We start from the raw sequence: 18,878 nt of genomic DNA, 5'->3' as shown, positions 1-18,878 counted from the left end.
GCCTTAATAGGGCCACTTACACCCAATTAACCTGAATCCTGCGCCTTCAGGTTATATGGGGATATGGTTTATCGGTAATCAGAAATACGGAATAGCCGTGCGCCAAGACGTCCATTCCGGTTTGGGTGTTTTATGAAGTAAGAAATGCTGATCAGTTCTCGCGGGGTTAGCGAGCTTTTCGCCTTCAGGGGTCGCAAAGGCTATGCCGCCTTTCAAAATGCTATCCAACGAACCCGTGCGAATGTTGGCGCCAGTCAAGCCAATAGAAACATCGACACCCGATTGGTTCCAGAATACCGTATTGCTTCTAACGAGGTGTTTGTAATCATCACTGATTTTTACTTCAATCAGTACGCGATCGGCAAAGCGGCCTAAGGTCACGTTTGTCACTGCACCCACTTCGAAGTCTCGGAATAGGATAGGGGCACCTATAGAAACAGAGCCTCGGTTTTCACTTTCTAATACCAATGTTAAGCCACCAGCGTATTCAGCCGACTTGTGTAGCTGGAATGACTGACGTTTCGCCCCTTTACCGGGTACGACAGATATGTATGCGCCAAACAACGAATCTAGGTTCTCTGTTTTAGTCAGGCTGAGAGAGGGCTGAGCTACCCAAAAATAACTGGTTGCGCGTGCAAGTTGTTCCGAAAACTCAGGGTAGATAGTCGCATTGATCATTACGCCATCATCTTGAAACGCTGGAGAGAGCTTAGTGATTTCACCCACGTCCACCCCTTGGTAGCGAATTTTGCTACCTGAAGAGAGGCCAATTGCGTTATCTGCGGTAAATGTCAGTTTTACGCCATAGTTTTGCGCATCAGTAAAACTGTCATAGAGTTTCCAATGCTTACCGACTTTATTGTCAATTCCCTCTATCTCACCAAAAGATATTCCACCGGCAATCATGGATTTCAATGAGCCAGTATCAATTTGCACGCCAGATAAGCCTGCTTTGATATCCACACCTGAATGGTTCCAAAACACAGAGTTTGGTGTAACCAAATGGTGATATCTATTATCAATTTGAATCGTTACATGTACTTGTTGTTTGGTGAGTTCAAAGCGTTCAACCTTGCCTACGTTAAAGTTTTTGTACATCACAGGGCTGCCTTCAGAAACTGACGGCAATTTATTCGCGATGAGTGTTATGCGCTTAAAGCCTCTCAATGCTTGTTTAGCGTTTCGCGCAAGAATTTCTGACCCAAACAAGGTGTACTCTGATTGTGCTTGATGATCGCCTTCGCTGGTGAATCCAATGCTCTTATCCACCATTTGCGTAAATGTTGGCACGCTAAACTCGATCCCTTCGGCATTGATTTGACCGTTAATTCCACCTAAGACATAGAAGCGAGAGTCGCTCTTTACGAGGTGCTTGTAGTTTGGATCAACGACAAGACTGATCGAAACATCATTGGGGTTTAACTGTGTTTTATGCACAAAGCCCACTTGGATACCGCGATAAATTAATTTGGTGCCTTCTTTTAGCCCCCAGATGTTCTCGGCGTTGAGTGTAATGGTTAATGCACGAGGATCATTGGCAAGTACGGTTTGAGTTGTTTGAGCAACGAAATCGTGCGTTTTTTCTCCGTCACCTGGTTCAATGGAGAGGGTATTGCCCGTCACCAAGTTGCTGATGTTCTTAACGCCGCCTAATGAGACTTCTGGAGCATTGATGATGAACTGAGACCCAGTGGTGAGTGTCCATGCCATGGAAGGATTGATATTGGCTTTTGCGACTGTGCCGGAAAACGAGTTATTAAAATCAATACCATTGAGACGCCCAATCTCTAAGCCTTGATAAACAATGGGAGAGTGCGGATTAGTGATTCCATGGTTTTCAGGGAGCACGATCGAAATAGGAAGGCCACGATCTGTGTCATTGATTGAGCGATACAATGTGAATGTGTGTAACGGCGTCACCAACTCTCCGCCTTGTGGCGAATCAAAGGCGATACCACCAGCCAAAACTGAAGCAAGATTTTCTACGTTGATATCTACGCCACTAAAACCAATGTCAGCGCTCACGCCGCTGACATTCCAGAACTTCGATGTTTTCATCACCAGTTTGGCATATTCTTTTTTAACACTTAGTGACACTGTCACGCCTTGCTTGTCTGACGTTAATCGGTAGTCCACCACTTCGCCAACGCGGATTTTCTTGAAATAAATCCCAGAGCCAATACTTAACGAACCTAAGTCAGGTGCTTGCAGCTGGATGTGCAAGTTGCCATCTTCAGAGATGTTCACAGGCGGTTCTTCAGCAGCCACAAAAGTGTTGCGTACGTCCCCGCTACCCGGTTGAACCGCGATGTAATTACCTGAAACCAGCGTATCTAGTCCTGAGATTCCTGTGATAGATGCTTTTGGTCGTACCACCCAAAACACAGTGTTTTGGCGAAGGATTTTAGTGGCTTCTGGGTAGATTTCAGCTTCGGCAGAGATGCTCTTTAAATCGTCAGACAGTGTGATCTTTCGAACGATACCGACTTCCAAGCCTTGGTAACGAATAGCGGTTCTACCTGCTTCGATACCTTGTGCATCGGTGAAGTATATTTGAATGCGTTCGCCTGCTTCATTGACAGATTTGTATAGCAGCCAGCCAGCAAGTAAGAAGGCGAGAGCGGTAAAAATCCAAAGAGGAGAAATACTTCTATCTTTTTTGAGTTGAGGTGTGGTCACTGGAGAGTGTTCAACGTTGCTCATGTTTGTCCCAAATAAGTCGAGAATCGAGGCTACCAGCGGAAATCATGGTTAATACCACAACCAATCCGAAGGCAATAGCGCCGGGCCCAGGAGTAAAATCTAATAGGTTACCGCGATCAATCAGAGACACCATGATAGCAATGACGCAGAGATCCATCATTGACCATTTGCCTATCCATTTGACGAAACGGTACATTTTCATTCGCTGTCCGCGACCAGAATCAACTTTCAAATGAATACAAATCAAAATGTATAGAAGGCCGATAATCTTAGCGACGGGAACGATAATACTGGCTGTAAATATAATGATGGCTATGCCATACATTCCTTGTTTGATAAGACCTGCCACGCCAGAAAAAATCGTATCTTCAAATCGTTTACCGTTACTCAGTAATACAGATATCGGGTAGAAGTTGGCAGGAAAGATAAACACAATGGCTGCAAGCAGGGATGCCCACGTCTTTTGCAGGCTTTGAAAGGTACGCTTTTCTAGCTTTGCTGTACATCGCTTGCAGTGCGTGTGGTCGGATTGTTGTGTTAACCCACAATGCTGGCAACGAATGATTGATGTTGTGTCGGTATCACCAAGTTCAATGTCTTGAAGGGCGACATTATTTCTGCTCAACGCCTCCCAGTATCGAGCTGGAGATACGCGAGAGAGTAGGTAAGCCATTAACACTTGCAGAAACACAAAACTCAGTAAGGCGGGACCGACTGAAAGCTCGGCAATTTCTATGACCTTAAACCCAGCAACTGCAAGGCTGACCAAAAAGACATCAATCATAACCCAATGCTTAACAACCTTGAGTAAGTAAGTCGCTATATATAGAGAGCGAACTTGCTTAGCCTTTAAGGCGAGGTTCGCCACGAGAATAGAGATTAAAAATACCAAAGGGGCGATGGCAGTCGTCGCAATCACCAACACGCCAACAAAAGGGAATGTGTTGAGCAGCATGATTCCGCCGCTGGTGACCGTGGTGTTGAGTGTCACACCGAATAAATCAATTGAAATGAGAGGGAAAAGCTGGGCAGGTAAAAATAGAGCAAGCGCTGCAAGCGTAATCGCAATCTCACCCGAACGACTCAGTGATGAGTTTTTGATTACACGGGAGCCGCATGTCGGACAGCAAGCACTGAACCCACGCTGTGTGGGGATTTGTTGCAGTAACAAATCACAGGATGTGCACTTAAGCACGCGCATGGCGTCTATTCCCCTTTGGTGGTTCGAGTTACCCTTAGGCGTGGATATAATTTATAACCTAACACCACATATTCTGGGGTGTTTATATCGAGCCCCGATCCTTGGGATACTTCAGTTAGCGCTGAATCTACCTACATCACTTATTGATACTTCATCGAATTCGAGTGTTTTGGCAAATGTGCATCTTAATCAATCTGTTACTTAAGAACACGTACTTTTTATCAAATTCGCGTTTCTTTTCGCCATGTATTGATGTCAATGTAAAACATAGGCAAGGTACCGTTATTGAACACTTCCACAATAGGTTTTATTTTAGTCTTTATGACATAACGGATACCATGATAAATGAATAACAAAGAAGAATTCTATGCACTAATTGCCCGACAAGCTGTATCGCTTGTTGAAAATGAACCAAATCTTATCGCTAACCTCGCGAATATCAGTGCACTTTTGTTTCAATCGTTAGAAGATATCAATTGGGCTGGTTTTTATCTCGATGACGGGAGCGAACTTGTTCTTGGTCCATTCCAAGGGAAAACCGCTTGTGTGAGAATTCCCTATCAGAGAGGGGTCTGTGGAAGTGCATTCAGTCACAAACGTGTTGAAAGGGTGGATGATGTACATCTTTTTGAAGGTCATATCGCATGTGATGCAGCAAGTAACTCAGAAATTGTTTTACCTTTGTATCAAGGTGAGAAGCTATTGGGTGTTTTGGACATAGATTCGCCAAAAAATGCAAGATTTGATCGCGATGATGAAACCGGACTCACTTTATTGGTCAATGAATTGCAAAAACACCTCTAAATTTAAGGTTCTCTGTGGTTTTTCAGGCACAGGTATCTATAATACGCAGCACTAAATTTGTTAACTCGTACATGATCTCTGTTGTCGCCATTGCGCTAAGAGACAGGAAGAAAAATGGAAAACACTGAAAAATTAGCTAACAGCAAGCAAGTTATCGCCTATATCGCTGAACGTTTCCCGAAGTGCTTTACCCTTGAAGGTGAAGCGCGTCCACTGAAAATAGGCATATTCCAAGACTTGGCTGAACGTCTTGCTGATGATGCTAAAGTCAGTAAAACTCAACTTCGCGCGGCACTACGCCAATATACATCTTCCTGGCGTTACCTATACGGCGTAAAAGCTGGCGCTGTTCGTGTTGATCTTGACGGCAACGATTGTGGTGAGCTAGAGCAAGAGCATGTTGACCATGCTCAAACTGCATTGGCAGAAAGCAAAGCACGCGCTGCAGAACGTCGTAAAGAGCAAGCAGCGAAGAATGGCGATAAAAAAGCCAACGCAAAAGAGAAAAGAGCGCCAAAATCAAATAAATCAACAGCTAACCAAGCAAATTCTCGACCAGCTAAGGCAAAGAATACTAAGCTTGTTAAGAAGCCAGTTGAGCCACGTCGTGAACTCAAGGCTGAAGATATTGTCGTAGGTAAAGACGTAAACGTTAATATGGGCAATGGCAACATGCCTGCTACGATTGTAGAACTCAACAAGGACGAGGTTCGCGTTCGTTTAAGCAATGGTCTAACCATGCTAGTAAAAGCGGAGCACCTCAGTTCGTAAAGGAGATACCTCGACGCATGATAGGTCGATTCCGCTTTTCCGTGATTGCTGCCAGCTTGATGCTGGCAGCATCCACTCAGGCCCTAGAGGCCAGTTACGACACTGCTGAGTTACCTACGCTGGTTTCAGAACCTCAGCACAAGGCCGCAAGTATGCGGATAACCAACAGTTTTGAAAAATCGCATTACAAACAGTTCACGCTGGATGATGAGTTTTCTTCTCAGGTCTTTGACCGCTATCTCGAAACATTAGACTTTAATCGCCTATTCCTCACGCAGGTAGAGGTAGATGCGCTGTCAAAATGGCGTAATAACATTGATGAGCAACTTCGTTCTGGTGATACGTCTGCCGCATATGACATTTTCAATACGTCATTGAAGAAGCGTTTTGAACGCTACCAGTACGCGCTTTCTTTGCTCGACAGTGAAATTACGTTCGATGCAGATGAAAATATGTTGATTGACCGAAGCGAAGAGCCTTGGGCAAAAGACACTGCAGAGCTCAATGAGCTTTGGCGAAAACGCGTTAAAAATGATGCACTAAATTTGAAATTGGCAGGGAAAACGTGGCCTGAAATTCAGGAAACACTGTCAAAGCGTTACAACAGTGCCATTAAACGTCTTACCCAAACAAAAAGCGAAGATGTGTTTCAAGTTTACTTGAATGCTTTCTCTCGTGAAGTCGATCCACACACTAGCTACCTTTCTCCGCGTAACGCTGAGCAATTCCAGTCTGAGATGAATCTGTCTCTTGAAGGTATCGGTGCTGTGCTGCAAGTCGAAGATGACTTTACGGTTATCCGTTCGCTTGTTGCTGGTGGACCAGCGTCAAAATCCAAAAAGCTTTCTCCTGGCGATCGTATTATCGGTGTAGCTCAGGGAGCCGAGCAGGTTATTGATGTTATCGGTTGGAGATTGGATGACGTTGTTCAATTGATTAAAGGGCCCAAGGGGAGTGAGGTTCAACTTCAAATACTTCCTGAAGGTGCAAATGCCAAAAGTTACAATGTCACTTTAGTTCGTGACAAAATCAGACTTGAAGATCGTGCGGTGAAATCAGAAGTGATTGAGCAGGCAGGATCCAAAATTGGTGTGATTTCAGTACCAAGCTTCTATGTGGGGCTGGCTGAAGACACGAAGAAAGAAATTGCGAATCTGAAGAAAGAAAACGTTAGCGGTATCGTCGTAGATCTTCGAAACAATGGCGGTGGTGCACTGAGTGAAGCGTCGGCATTGACTGGCCTGTTTATTCAAAGCGGTCCAGTTGTTCAAGTACGCGATACTTACGGTCGAGTAAAAGTTAACAGCGATAATGATAATGCCATCTACTATGATGGGCCACTCACTGCGTTGATTAACCGCTATTCTGCGTCTGCGTCTGAAATCTTTGCTGCTGCACTTCAAGATTATGGTCGCGCGGTGATATTGGGTGAGCAATCTTTTGGTAAGGGTACCGTTCAACAACACCGTTCGCTGCAAAAGATATATGACTTTCCTGATAAGCCATTGGGTCATGTTCAATACACGATCCAAAAATTCTACCGTATTAATGGTGGTAGCACGCAACACCTAGGTGTAGTGCCAGACATCGCGTTTCCAACAGCCATCGATCCGGCTGAAACGGGTGAGAGTGTTGAAGACAATGCACTTCCTTGGGATAGCATTGCACCAGCAGCTTATAAAACCGTCGGAGAATTTAAAGGCTCACTGTCTAAATTGGACAAAGCACATCAGGCTCGAATAAACGCCGACCCTGAGTTTGCGTTTATATTAAGTGATATTGAAGAGTATCAATCATTGAAAGACATCAATACGATCTCTCTTAGTGAAAAAGTGCGAATCAAAGAGCAAGAAGAGTCGGATGTAAAGCGTCTTACGCGATTGAATGAACGTCAATCTCAGTTGGGCAAGCCTGTCTTCAAGACATTGGACGATGTTCCAAAAGATTATGAAGAACCTGACGCTTACCTCAATGAGGCGACGTTAATCACGCTTGATCTTGCGAAGAAGCTGAATAGCTAGTTATGGTATTCTGAACTTACCTAGTAGAAGCGGGCATTAGCCCGCTTTTTTTCAATCGTTATATTCTCAAAATCCAGAATAAAACCGTCCCTTACAGTGATATGCGTCTAAAATTAACAGTGCGTAATCAAATTAAGGGGAAGCGGATGAGTAAGTGGATTAGCCTAATGATTGTCGTTATCTCTGTGTCGATGCCAGTGAAAGCGCAAGACCTCACCCAGTTTGATTTTCCTTTACTCATTGGAGATTGGTACTGGTTCAGCCCTGATCAGCAGCAAGACAACACAAACGAAGAAACCACATATAAAGCCATCAATATATCCTTTGGTTCTGATTATCGTTTCGATGTGAAGCTTCTTAAAAGCGACGGTGAAATCGAAGAGGCAGAAGGATTCTACGATTTAGACGAAAATACGTTGGTTCTTAACGATGACTTCGGAGATTCCCAACAGCATGAATACAAGCTCAGCCATAATCAGTTAATGTTGAAAGGCGCTAAGTTCACTAAAATTTTGCCACACAACTTATCTGGAGCTTGGTTCAGCGATGTGATTGGCGGAAAGGATGTCGATGAGCGAGTGGATGAACTTGCGTTAATGCTACGTCCAGACTTTCTGTTTTCCGTTCGCGTGTCCGGTAAGCAAGGGCAGCAGGTTACACATCGTGGCGTGTACTTTTTAGAGAATGATCATCTTGTTTTGATTTATCGTGGCGGACAACAAGATTCACAGTTTGAGTTGGATTCAAATACGTTGACGCTAACCAATACGCAATTTGGAATGGAAGCCGTGCTTCGACGCCAATTAGAGTGACGAATGTTTGTTATGCGGGTTGTTCAATTTTATATGTACGACTAGGAAACTGAAAAAGGGCGCTAATGGTTAGCGCCCTTTTTTTGATGAGTCTGATGAATGGCTCGGATTCGGATGACGTGATTTATGATGAGCGTCTTCAAAGACAGTTAGATATTAAAGGCCTTTTTAAGTGCATCAAGATATTCGTGATCACGACAAATTGACTTACCGGGTTCATCAGAAATTTTGGCCACGGGTTTTCCGTTACACGACACCAGCTTAATCACAATGTTTAGTGTTTCCACCTCGGGTAGGTGACAGGTGAGTTGAGTGCCAATGCCAAACGATGTGTTTATTCGGCCACAAAAATGATGGTGAATATACAGTGCTTTGTTGATCGTGAGGCCATCAGAAAAAATAAGCGTCTTTTCCATCGGATCGATGCCTAAGCTCTCATAATGTCCAATGGCTTTTTCACCCCATGCAATAGGATCACCACTGTCATGGCGAAGTCCCGAAAACTGATGGCTCAAATAGGGGGTGAAGTCGTTTAAGAACGCGTCCATATTGATACAGTCAGTTAGCGCGATCCCAAGTCTATTGGGATATTCTTGTAACCATCGGTTCAATGCTAATTGCTGCGAATCTGCCAAGTCACCGGTCAATTGCTGATGCGCCTGGAACCATTCATGCGCTTGAGTTCCTACGGCTGGGATACCATGTTTCATAGCCAGTAGTAAATTTGACGTACCACCAAAGTGTGCAGAGTAGTGGACGAGGTGCTTAACAATGGCATGATGTACAGCCTTTGAAAAACGACGACGTGTTCCAAAGTCAACGAACTGAAACCCTTTGTCTGCATCGGCCACAGATAAGGAAGCCAGTTTGGATTTAAGTAAATTGACGGCTTGTTTAGGTCCTGATTTCGGATATTTTTCGTGACAACGTAACTCGCAAATTATAGCAAGAAGAGGCACTTCCCATAGGATGATATCGAGCCATTTACCTTCTATGTGTATCGCTAATTGATTGTCTGAAATCGAAACGGTTACTTGGTCTTTGTTCAATGCAAAACATGATAAAAATGCTAAGTAATCAGGTTGATACAAACCAAGTGTAGAAAGGTATTCAAGCTCAGTAGAGGTAAAGCGTAAATCGGATAGGGCCCGAATTTCAGACTCTATTTTCTCTTTTAACGCAGAAAGACTTTCATTGCTGCGACAATGAAATTCGGCAGAAGCGATCACATCAGGGTAGTGATGGTAGATAGCTTGCTGCATATTTAACTTATAGGCATCCGTGTCTAGCAATGACGAAATAATGGGCGTTTGCATGCCTTAAAAAGTACCTCTGAATTGAGTGTTCGCGCAGTCGCGGCAATTCTCGCCTAGTTGTTCCAGGCCGTTTATATTTAAGGGTGCAAATTTAACGTCAAACTGGCCTATGTAGTCAACCTATTGATAATCAGATCTCGCTCTGTTTTTTTTTATCGTACTAGCGTGTTTGGTTATTCAGTACACAGTTAAGCTATAGCAATAGGTTGTGTTAGTGAGTATCTTAGAAGATTACTCCGAAAATCAGACATAAGCTTGGCGTATTTAACTGCCAAGCTGATATTCGTTATGCAATAAAAGGAATCTGACATGACGCAACAACCTCAGGCTAAGTACCGTAAAGATTACAAAGCTCCTGACTTTACGATAACGCATATCGACTTGGATTTTGATCTTCAAGCATCAATGAGTCGCGTAATCGCGAAAAGCCGAATAACGCAGCAGGTTACTGGCGCAGATTCTATGTTTCTGGATGGCGATGCGCTGTCACTGCAACGCGTAGAAGTTAATGGACAACCGTGGCCGCACTATGAAGAAACCTCTGAAGGTCTTCATCTTTCGCAATTACCAAGTGAGTTTGACTTAGAGATTGAAACCCACATTGATGCTGCAGCTAATACTTCGTTAGAAGGTCTGTACCTTTCCGATGGCGCGTATTGCACTCAATGTGAAGCAGAAGGTTTCCGCCGTATTACATACTATCTCGACCGACCTGACGTTCTCGCAAAATTTACGACAAAGATAACCGCCGATAAAGCAGCGTTTCCTTTTCTTTTAAGTAATGGCAATAAAGTTGGTGCTGGTGAGTTAAGCGATGGACGCCACTGGGTGCAGTGGGAAGACCCTTATGCGAAACCGAGTTACTTGTTTGCGCTAGTCGCGGGTGACTTCGATTTGTTAAGCGATAACTTCAAAACCCGAAGCGGGCGAGATGTAGCCCTAGAAATTTTTGTTGATAAAGGTAACTTAAATCGCGCTGAACATGCCATGACATCTTTGAAGAACTCAATGAAGTGGGATGAGGATCGTTTTGATCTTGAATATGATCTTGATATCTACATGATCGTTGCAGTTGATTTTTTCAATATGGGTGCCATGGAGAATAAAGGCCTGAATGTCTTTAACTCCAAGTATGTTTTGGCTAACTCAGATACAGCAACAGATACGGATTATCTGGGTATTGAAGCTGTTATTGGTCATGAGTACTTCCACAACTGGACGGGTAACCGTGTTACTTGTCGTGATTGGTTTCAATTGAGCCTTAAAGAAGGCCTAACGGTTTTCCGTGATCAGGAGTTCTCTTCTGATCTTGGCTCTCGTGCTGTGAACCGTATTAATAATGTCCGTATCGTTCGCGGTCCTCAGTTTGCAGAAGATCGCAGCCCAATGGCGCACCCAATTCGTCCTGAAAAAGTTATCGAAATGAATAACTTTTACACACTAACTGTTTATGAAAAGGGCAGTGAAGTCATCCGAATGATGCACACCTTACTGGGCGAAGAGAACTTTCAGCGTGGCATGAAATTGTATTTTGAACGCCATGATGGAACTGCAGCGACTTGCGAAGATTTTGTTAAGGCGATGGAAGACGCTTCAGACGCAGATTTAGCGCAATTCCGTTTATGGTACAGCCAATCGGGCACTCCCGAATTAACGGTTACCAGTGATTTTGACGACAAGGCTAATACCTTGTCTCTGACAGTGAAGCAGTACACACCATCAACGGCAGATCAAAAAGAGAAGCTCCCTCTACTCATCCCATTCGACATTGAGTTGTACGCGGCAAATGGTGATGTTATCGAGTTACAGCGTAACGGAGTGGCGGTAGATAACGTTCTTCGCGTTACAGAAGCAAAGCAAACTTTCGTGTTTGATAACGTGGAAGAGAATCCTGTTATCTCAATGCTTAGAGAGTTCTCTGCGCCAGTGACGCTCAATTATGAATACTCAGACGAAGACTTGGCCTTCTTAATGGTCCATGCTCGTAATGAATTTGCGCGCTGGGACGCGGGACAGATGTTACTGGCTAAACATATCAAAGCTAATGTAGCTCGTGTTCAAGCGGGTGAAACAATCATTTTCCCAGAAGAAGTTGTCGATGCATTTCGTGGCGTGTTACTGAGTGAAGAACTTGATGTCGCACTTATTGCTGAAGTCATGACCCTGCCTAGCGAGAATGAAATCGGTGGTTGGTTCGATGTTGTTGATGTGGATGCTATTCACCAAGTACGTGATGCCATCAAGCTTAGTCTTTCAACTGCACTGGCTGATGAATTGAGCGCGCTCTACCATTCATTGAATCAACGAACTTATACCATTACGCATGAATCTATTGGCAAACGTAGTCTTCGCAATGTGTGTTTGGGGTATCTTGCTCTTGGTGAGCAAGGCAATGCATTGGTATCTGCACATTTTGAAACTGCAAATAACATGACAGATACAGCAGCGGCTCTGGCTGCAGCAACCCATGCAGAATTAACAAATCGTGACGCAGTGATGGCGGCATTTAGTGACAAATGGCAGCACGATGGTTTGGTTATGGATAAGTGGTTCCTTCTTCAAGGGTGTAATCCATCAGTAGGGGCATTGGATAATGTGAAAGCGCAGATGTCTCATCCCGCATTCAGCTTGAAGAACCCAAACCGCACGCGTTCTTTGATTGGGGCATTTTGTAACAATAACCCTGTTCATTTCCACGCAAAAGATGGGGCAGGCTATAAGTTCTTGTCTGATATTTTGATTCAACTAAATGAATCTAACCCTCAAGTCGCGTCAAGGCTTATAGATCCATTGCTGAAATTTAAGCGCTTTGATAGTGATCGTCAGTCATTGATGCGAGCTCAACTCGAACGACTGGCATTGTTAGATAACCTTGCTAAAGATCTTTACGAGAAAATCAATAAAGCACTCGAAGTGTAAAGACGGCACTTGATAAAATCGCTGGAATAAGTAATTTAAAGCCGTCACACAGGAGACGGCTTTTTTTATGAACGCGAATGTCTATTTATTTACTTTGGATATCTCATACCATGTCTTTCTGCAACATTATGCGGGCGCTGCCTCAACCGTTGTCGTTAGAACAGACAAAGGGTTAACACTGCAACTGCCTGCATCGCGCCTACGTCCATACCTTACTCAAAGAGGCTTAAAAGGGAACTTTCGTCTCATTGTTGATGGTGCCAATCGTTTTAAATCTCTCGAGCAAATAGCGTAAACCGTACGGCAATCACATATCCAAAAACTCGAACGTAATTAACGTTATTTGATGTAACGAAATTATTAACAAAGTCGTAAACTACTCCATACGTCGCAAAGACTAATTAACTTCTATACTCATAGCGATTACATAAAAAATATATGGAGTAAACCATGACCGCGCGTGACCCTATTGTGCCGGTGTTGCTTGAGAAAGTTTATCACCTCATTGCTGAAAAACTGGACAAGAAACAACAACCACTCGTAGAAACTTTGGCAAAAAGGATTTTGGGTCCCATCTCAGATGATGATTTACAGGAAAGGAATGAATCCGACCTCTACGGCGCTGTTATCAGCCTGTGGCATCATCTAAATACGTTCGAACAAGATAAGATCTTTGTAAAGGTATTCAACCCTACATTGAGCGGCAATGGGTGGCAGTCAACACATACAATCGTTGAGATAGTCACGCCGGATGCACCTTTCTTGGTTGATTCTGTTCGCATGGCTTTGAATCGTCTTGATATAGCTTCGCACCTCATGCTCAATGGGCCGTTGCATGTATTAAAAGACAGTGGTGGGCATGTTGTCGAGATTGGCGGAGAGAAGGGGGTTCGTCAAACCGTCTTCCATCTAGAAATCGACCGCATGACCAGCAAAAAAGAAATGGCAGCTTTGGAAGCAGAGGTAACGGAAACGCTTACCGATGTTGCGCTAATCGTTAATGATTGGCAACCAATGCAAGCCAAAATGCAGGAATTGATTGCAGCGCTTAAGAAAGATAAGCCGCCTGTCGATAAAGAACGTAAAGATGAAGCGGTTGAGTTTCTTCAGTGGATTGGTTCCCACAATTTCACGTTTATGGGTTACAAGTATTATGAGCTGAATGCCATAGAGGGTGACCATGAACTCAAACCGTCTAGTGAACAAGGTTTGGGTCTGGCTAAGAAGCTAGATCTTAAACGACCGGGCGTTAAATTATCTGCAATGCCAGAGTCAGCTCGTGCGACTGCTCTTCGTAAAGAATTGCTGATTATCAACAAAGGTAGCAGTAAATCTCGAGTTCACCGTCCCGCATACATGGATTACATTGGCCTAAAGAGTTTTGATAAAAAGGGCAATGTGATAGGTGAACACCGTTTCCATGGCCTCTATGCTTCAGCTGCATACAACCAGGCAACCAATGCGATCCCTGTTTTGCGTAACAAAGTGCAGCGGATCCTAGAGATCAGTGGTTACTACCAAGGATCCCATTCGTGGAAAGCGCTCGCCAACATTATTGAAAACTTCCCTCGTGATGAGCTGTTCCAAGCATCTGAAGCTGAAATGCTCGATATTGGGATGGGCATTGTACAGGTACAAGATCGCGATATGTTGCGTGTATTCGTACGACGTGACCCATTTGGACGTTTCTTTTCGTGCATGGTGTATGTGGCGCGTGAACGCTATAACACTGAATTCCGTATCGCAGCTCAACGTATTTTGAAGAACTACTTTGGCTCTGAACAGGAAGTGGAATTCAATACGTTCTTCTCTGAAAGCCCGCTCGCGAGAACGCATTACATTGTGCGTGTTGATAACAACAACTTTGATATTGATGTGAAGAAATTGGAGCAGAACCTGACTGAAGCCGCGTCTTCTTGGGATGATCGTCTACAAGAATCTGTCATTGCAAACTTTGGTGAGAATAGCGGTACGCCAATTGCGAAACGCTATCTTGGTGCTTTCCCTCGCTCATACAAAGAAGCCATGTTGCCAGGTTCGGCGGTGGCTGATATCGAGCGACTGGAAAACTTGGGCGAAGACAATAAGCTAGATATGCTGTTCTACCGACCACAGGAAGAACCTTCAACGTCTCGCGCTGTTCGTCTAAAACTGTTCCAAAAAGATGAAGCAATTCACTTGTCTGATGTGATGCCAATGCTCGAAAACCTTGGTTTACGTGTTATTGGTGAATCGCCATACAAGGTAACAACAACGACAGGTGATGTGTTCTGGATCCTCGACTTCTCGATGTTACATAGTGCGAGTAACAGCTTCGATCTTTCAGAAGCGCGTGATCGTTTCCAAGAAGCATTCGCGGCTATTTGGCATGGTCGATTAGAAAGCGATGGTTTCAACCGTTTGGTGCTAAATGCTGGTTTAACAGGGCGAGAAGTCACGATCCTTCGTTCTTATGCTCGTTATATGCGTCAAGTGGCATTCCCATTTAGCCAAACATACATCGAAGACACGTTAGCGTCTCATGCTGATTTGGCTCAATATCTGGTTAACCTGTTTAATACTCGCTTCAAGCCGTCAAAGACTAGTGATAAAGAACAGGCTCGAATCATCGCTCAGATAGAAGAAGAGCTCGAGAACGTTGAGAGCTTGGATGATGATCGTATTATCCGTCGTTACATGGAAATGATCCTTGCGACTTTACGTACGAACTACTTCCAAAAAGACAAGGTGACGGGGGAGTTTAAAGACTATCTGTCTTTGAAACTGCAGCCTTCAAACATCCCTGAAATTCCAAAACCTGTTCCATTCTTTGAGATCTTCGTCTATTCACCAGACATTGAAGGTGTTCACTTACGTGGTGGCAAGGTTGCACGTGGTGGTCTTCGTTGGTCAGACCGTCAAGAAGATTTCCGAACAGAAGTGCTGGGGTTGGTGAAAGCTCAGCAGGTTAAGAACACAGTTATCGTTCCTGTTGGAGCAAAAGGTGGCTTTGTTTGTAAAAAGCAGCACTCTCTGAGTGGTCGAGATGAAATTTTCGCAGAAGGTCAGCGTTGCTACCGTATATTTATTCGTGGCTTGCTCGACATTACGGACAACATCATTGAAGGCGAGTTAACGCCGCCAGTCAATGTAGTACGCCATGATGAAGATGACCCATACTTGGTTGTTGCAGCAGATAAAGGGACGGCGACGTTCTCGGATCTTGCTAACTCGGTATCTGAAGAATACAACTTCTGGTTGGGTGATGCGTTCGCTTCAGGTGGTTCGAATGGTTACGATCACAAAGCGATGGGTATCACCGCTAAAGGTGGTTGGGAATCGGTAAAACGTCACTTCCGCGAAATTGGTATTGACTGCCAAGAAACAGATTTCACCTGTGTAGCCATTGGTGATATGGCGGGTGACGTGTTTGGTAATGGCATGTTGCTGTCTAAGCATATCCGCTTACAAGCCGCGTTTAACCACCTCCATATTTTTATTGATCCAACACCGGATTCAGCAAAATCGTGGGTAGAGCGCGATCGTTTGTTCAAGCTTCCTCGTTCAAGCTGGGAAGACTACAACACGAAACTGATTTCTAAGGGGGGGGGTATTTTCTCGCGCAAAGCGAAATCAATCGATTTATCTCCAGAAATTCAGAAGATGTTGGGCGTGCGTAAGCAATCAATGGCGCCAAACGAGTTGATCAAACAGATCCTGAAATCAAAAACGGATCTGCTTTGGAATGGTGGTATTGGTACCTATGTGAAATCCGAGTCTGAAACGCATACCGAGGTGGGTGACCGCGCCAACGACGGTCTGCGTTTGAACGGCAATGAGCTCGGAGCTAAAATCATCGGTGAAGGCGGCAACTTGGGTATGACTCAGTTAGGCCGTATCGAATTCGCGATGAATGGCGGTCTGGTAAATACTGACTTCATTGACAACGTAGGTGGTGTTGATTGCTCGGATAATGAAGTTAACATCAAGATCTTGCTCAATGGTTTGGTTGCAGCAGGGGATCTTACCTATAAGCAACGCAATGAATTGCTAGAACGAATGGAAGATGAAGTTGGCGATATCGTATTGGATGATGCGTATTGCCAGAGCGAATCCATTTCTGTGACCAGTAATCAAAAAGCTGCACTGTTGAAAGAACAAATCCGCTTTATTCATTATTTGGAAAAAGACGGCAAGCTTGATCGACAATTGGAGTACTTACCTGATGATGAAACGTTGGCTGAACGCCAACTACACGGTACAGGTTTGACTCGCCCAGAAGTGGCGGTGCTGGTGGCCTACGGTAAAATGGTGCTAAAAGAGCAGCTAGTGGTTGAACAAATCACTCAAGACCCGCACTTTGGCAAAATGTTACCGGCTTACTTCCCGAAAGAGTTACAGCGTAACTATCGAGAAGCGATGGAAACGCACCCGCTACGTGGTGAAATCATTGCCACAACGTTGGCGAACCAAATGTCGAACGTGATGGGCTTTAATTTTGTCACTCGTATGCAAGATGAAACAGGCGCGAGCGTCGGTGACATTGCTTCTGCTTATGCGATTGCCAATGAAGTCTTTGAGTTCGACAAGACCTTTGAAGACATTCGTGCGCTCGACAATCAATTGCCTGCACAGGTGCAATACGCCGTAATGTACCGCTGTCGTCGCATGCTTCGTCGAGCATCGCGTTGGATCTTGCGTAATCCAATGAAAGGCAAGGGCATAGAGGATCAAGTTGCGTTCTATAAACCTGCGGTTAAGAACTTAACGGATAACCTAGAAACTTATTTGGTCCCGGCTGAAATCAAAGAACACGAAGAGCAAGCGGAAGAGTACATTGTTCTTGGTGTGCCAAAGGCAATTGCCGATAAGGTTGCCCGTTTGAGCAGCTTGTTTGCTGGTCTTGATTTGGCGCAAGTTTCTGAGCAGATGAACAAACCATTCGATGTGGTTGCGCGTTTGTACTTTGTATTGGGCGATACCTTGTCATTGCATTGGTTCCTCAAACAAATCACCAATCAACCAGTGGAAAACCATTGGCAAGCATTGGCTCGCGCTTCATTCCGAGAAGATCTTGATTGGCAACAACGTGTTTTGACCGCGCATATCCTTGAAGATATGAATAAAGGTGAGAGTGCAGAGTTGGGTCTCGAGTCTTGGATGGTTGAGCATGCGGTGAATTTGGGTCGTTGGGAAAGCATTGTTGCTGAGTTTAAAGTAGGCACAGCCCACGAATTTGCTAAATTCTCCGTTGCATTGCGGGAACTTACACTTTTAAATTTGAATTAGATCGACAAAGTGTTGATAATACAGCCCCGTTTATACGGGGCTTTTTTTTGGAGGTTACATGATGTACCGCCTCGCCAGATCGGCAATTTTTCAGTTAGACCCAGAGCATGCTCATGAGCTGGCAATCAAGAATTTATCTCGCTTCACTGGTACTCCTCTCGATATTTTTTATCGTCAAAACTTACCTCCTCGTCCCGTTCAGGTCATGGGATTGCATTTCAAAAACCCAGTTGGGCTCGCAGCAGGTTTAGATAAGAACGGCGAATGTATCGATGCATTTGGTGCAATGGGATTCGGCTCTATTGAAGTAGGGACGGTAACGCCTAAAGCACAAGATGGTAATGATAAGCCACGTCTTTTCCGCGTCATTCCTGCCGAAGGCATTATCAACCGTATGGGTTTCAATAATCACGGTGTCGATGCGCTGGTTGAAAATGTTAAAAAAGCCAAATACGACGGTATCATTGGTATTAACATTGGCAAGAATAAAGACACGCCATTAGAAAACGGCAAGGACGATTATCTGATCTGTATGGATAAGGTCTATGACCATGCAGGTTATATCGCAGTAAACATTTCTTCACCAAATACACCTGGGCTTCGTTCTCTGCAATATGGAGATGCGCTTGATGATCTTCTTGCTGCATTGAAAGTGCGCCAAGGGGAGTTAGCGAATAGTCGTGGCAAGTATGTCCCCGTTGCATTGAAGATCGCACCAGATATGAGCGAAGACGAATTGGTACAAGTTGCTGATGCGTTAGTACGTCACAATATTGATGGTGTAATCGCTACCAACACTACGTTAGATCGCACCATGGTTGAGGGGATGCCTCACGCCCATGAAGCGGGTGGGTTGAGTGGTCGTCCTGTTCAAAATAAGAGTACGGAAGTGATCCGTCGTCTACATCAAGAATTGAATGGCAAGTTGCCAATCATTGGTGTAGGTGGTGTTGACTCAGTGATGGCTGCAAAAGAAAAAATGATGGCAGGCGCGGAGCTTGTTCAAGTATATTCTGGATTTATCTACCACGGTCCACGTTTGGTTAAAGATATCGTTAGAAAT

The 18,878-nt window shown here is 44.4% G+C and carries 11 protein-coding genes; 8 read left to right on the top strand and 3 right to left on the bottom strand.

What is annotated here, in order from left to right; all coding sequences use genetic code 11:
- Positions 1–78 precede the first annotated feature (78 nt).
- Entirely contained in the window at positions 79–2,703 is a 2,625-nt protein-coding gene (locus L4D06_RS07355) for an MlaD family protein (RefSeq protein WP_429738532.1), read from the bottom strand.
- A complete protein-coding gene (locus tag L4D06_RS07350; RefSeq protein ID WP_429738530.1) occupies positions 2,690–3,904 on the bottom strand; it encodes a PqiA/YebS family transporter subunit in 1,215 nt (404 codons plus the stop codon). Before L4D06_RS07350 ends, L4D06_RS07355 begins: the two co-directional genes overlap by 14 nt.
- A gap of 345 nt (positions 3,905–4,249) precedes the next feature.
- Between L4D06_RS07350 and L4D06_RS07345 the strand changes: the two genes are divergently transcribed.
- The 4 genes from L4D06_RS07345 to L4D06_RS07330 all read left to right on the top strand — a co-directional run bounded on the left by L4D06_RS07345 (position 4,250) and on the right by L4D06_RS07330 (position 8,312).
- Entirely contained in the window at positions 4,250–4,708 is a 459-nt protein-coding gene (locus tag L4D06_RS07345; RefSeq protein WP_274162617.1) for a GAF domain-containing protein, read from the top strand.
- 114 nt (positions 4,709–4,822) lie between these two features.
- The gene (proQ, locus tag L4D06_RS07340) at positions 4,823–5,479 is read left to right on the top strand and encodes an RNA chaperone ProQ (protein WP_274162616.1); all 657 of its coding nucleotides are present in this window, start codon (positions 4,823–4,825) and stop codon (positions 5,477–5,479) included.
- A 17-nt stretch (positions 5,480–5,496) separates the two neighbouring features.
- Positions 5,497–7,500 (top strand): carboxy terminal-processing peptidase, encoded by a 2,004-nt coding sequence (prc, locus tag L4D06_RS07335; RefSeq protein ID WP_274162615.1) that lies wholly within the window; start codon positions 5,497–5,499, stop codon positions 7,498–7,500.
- A gap of 146 nt (positions 7,501–7,646) precedes the next feature.
- Positions 7,647–8,312 carry a hypothetical protein gene (locus tag L4D06_RS07330; protein ID WP_429738527.1) on the top strand — a complete coding sequence of 222 codons (666 nt, stop codon included), beginning with the start codon at positions 7,647–7,649 and terminating at the stop codon, positions 8,310–8,312.
- Positions 8,313–8,461: 149 nt separating this feature from the next.
- On the opposite strand, the gene pncB is transcribed toward L4D06_RS07330, so the two are convergent.
- Entirely contained in the window at positions 8,462–9,628 is a 1,167-nt protein-coding gene (pncB, locus tag L4D06_RS07325; RefSeq protein WP_429738526.1) for a nicotinate phosphoribosyltransferase, read from the bottom strand.
- 309 nt (positions 9,629–9,937) lie between these two features.
- Here pncB and pepN point away from each other — a divergent pair, with 309 nt between their 5' ends.
- The 4 genes from pepN to pyrD form a co-directional block, all read left to right on the top strand.
- Positions 9,938–12,547, top strand: a complete 2,610-nt coding sequence (gene pepN / locus L4D06_RS07320) for an aminopeptidase N (RefSeq protein ID WP_429738524.1) — start codon at positions 9,938–9,940, stop codon at positions 12,545–12,547.
- A 67-nt stretch (positions 12,548–12,614) separates the two neighbouring features.
- A complete protein-coding gene (locus L4D06_RS07315; protein WP_274162611.1) occupies positions 12,615–12,842 on the top strand; it encodes a DUF2835 domain-containing protein in 228 nt (75 codons plus the stop codon).
- A gap of 155 nt (positions 12,843–12,997) precedes the next feature.
- Positions 12,998–17,815, top strand: a complete 4,818-nt coding sequence (locus L4D06_RS07310; RefSeq protein WP_429738522.1) for an NAD-glutamate dehydrogenase — start codon at positions 12,998–13,000, stop codon at positions 17,813–17,815.
- Positions 17,816–17,873: 58 nt separating this feature from the next.
- On the top strand, positions 17,874–18,878 hold a 1,005-nt coding region (gene pyrD, locus L4D06_RS07305), incomplete at its 3' end, for a quinone-dependent dihydroorotate dehydrogenase (RefSeq protein WP_429738520.1).

It is taken from the genome of Enterovibrio makurazakiensis (assembly GCF_050336585.1).
Lineage (GTDB): Bacteria > Pseudomonadota > Gammaproteobacteria > Enterobacterales > Vibrionaceae > Enterovibrio > Enterovibrio gelatinilyticus.
The sequence above is the reverse complement of the archived record's forward strand: the minus strand, read 5'-3'. Positions and strand labels throughout refer to the sequence as shown.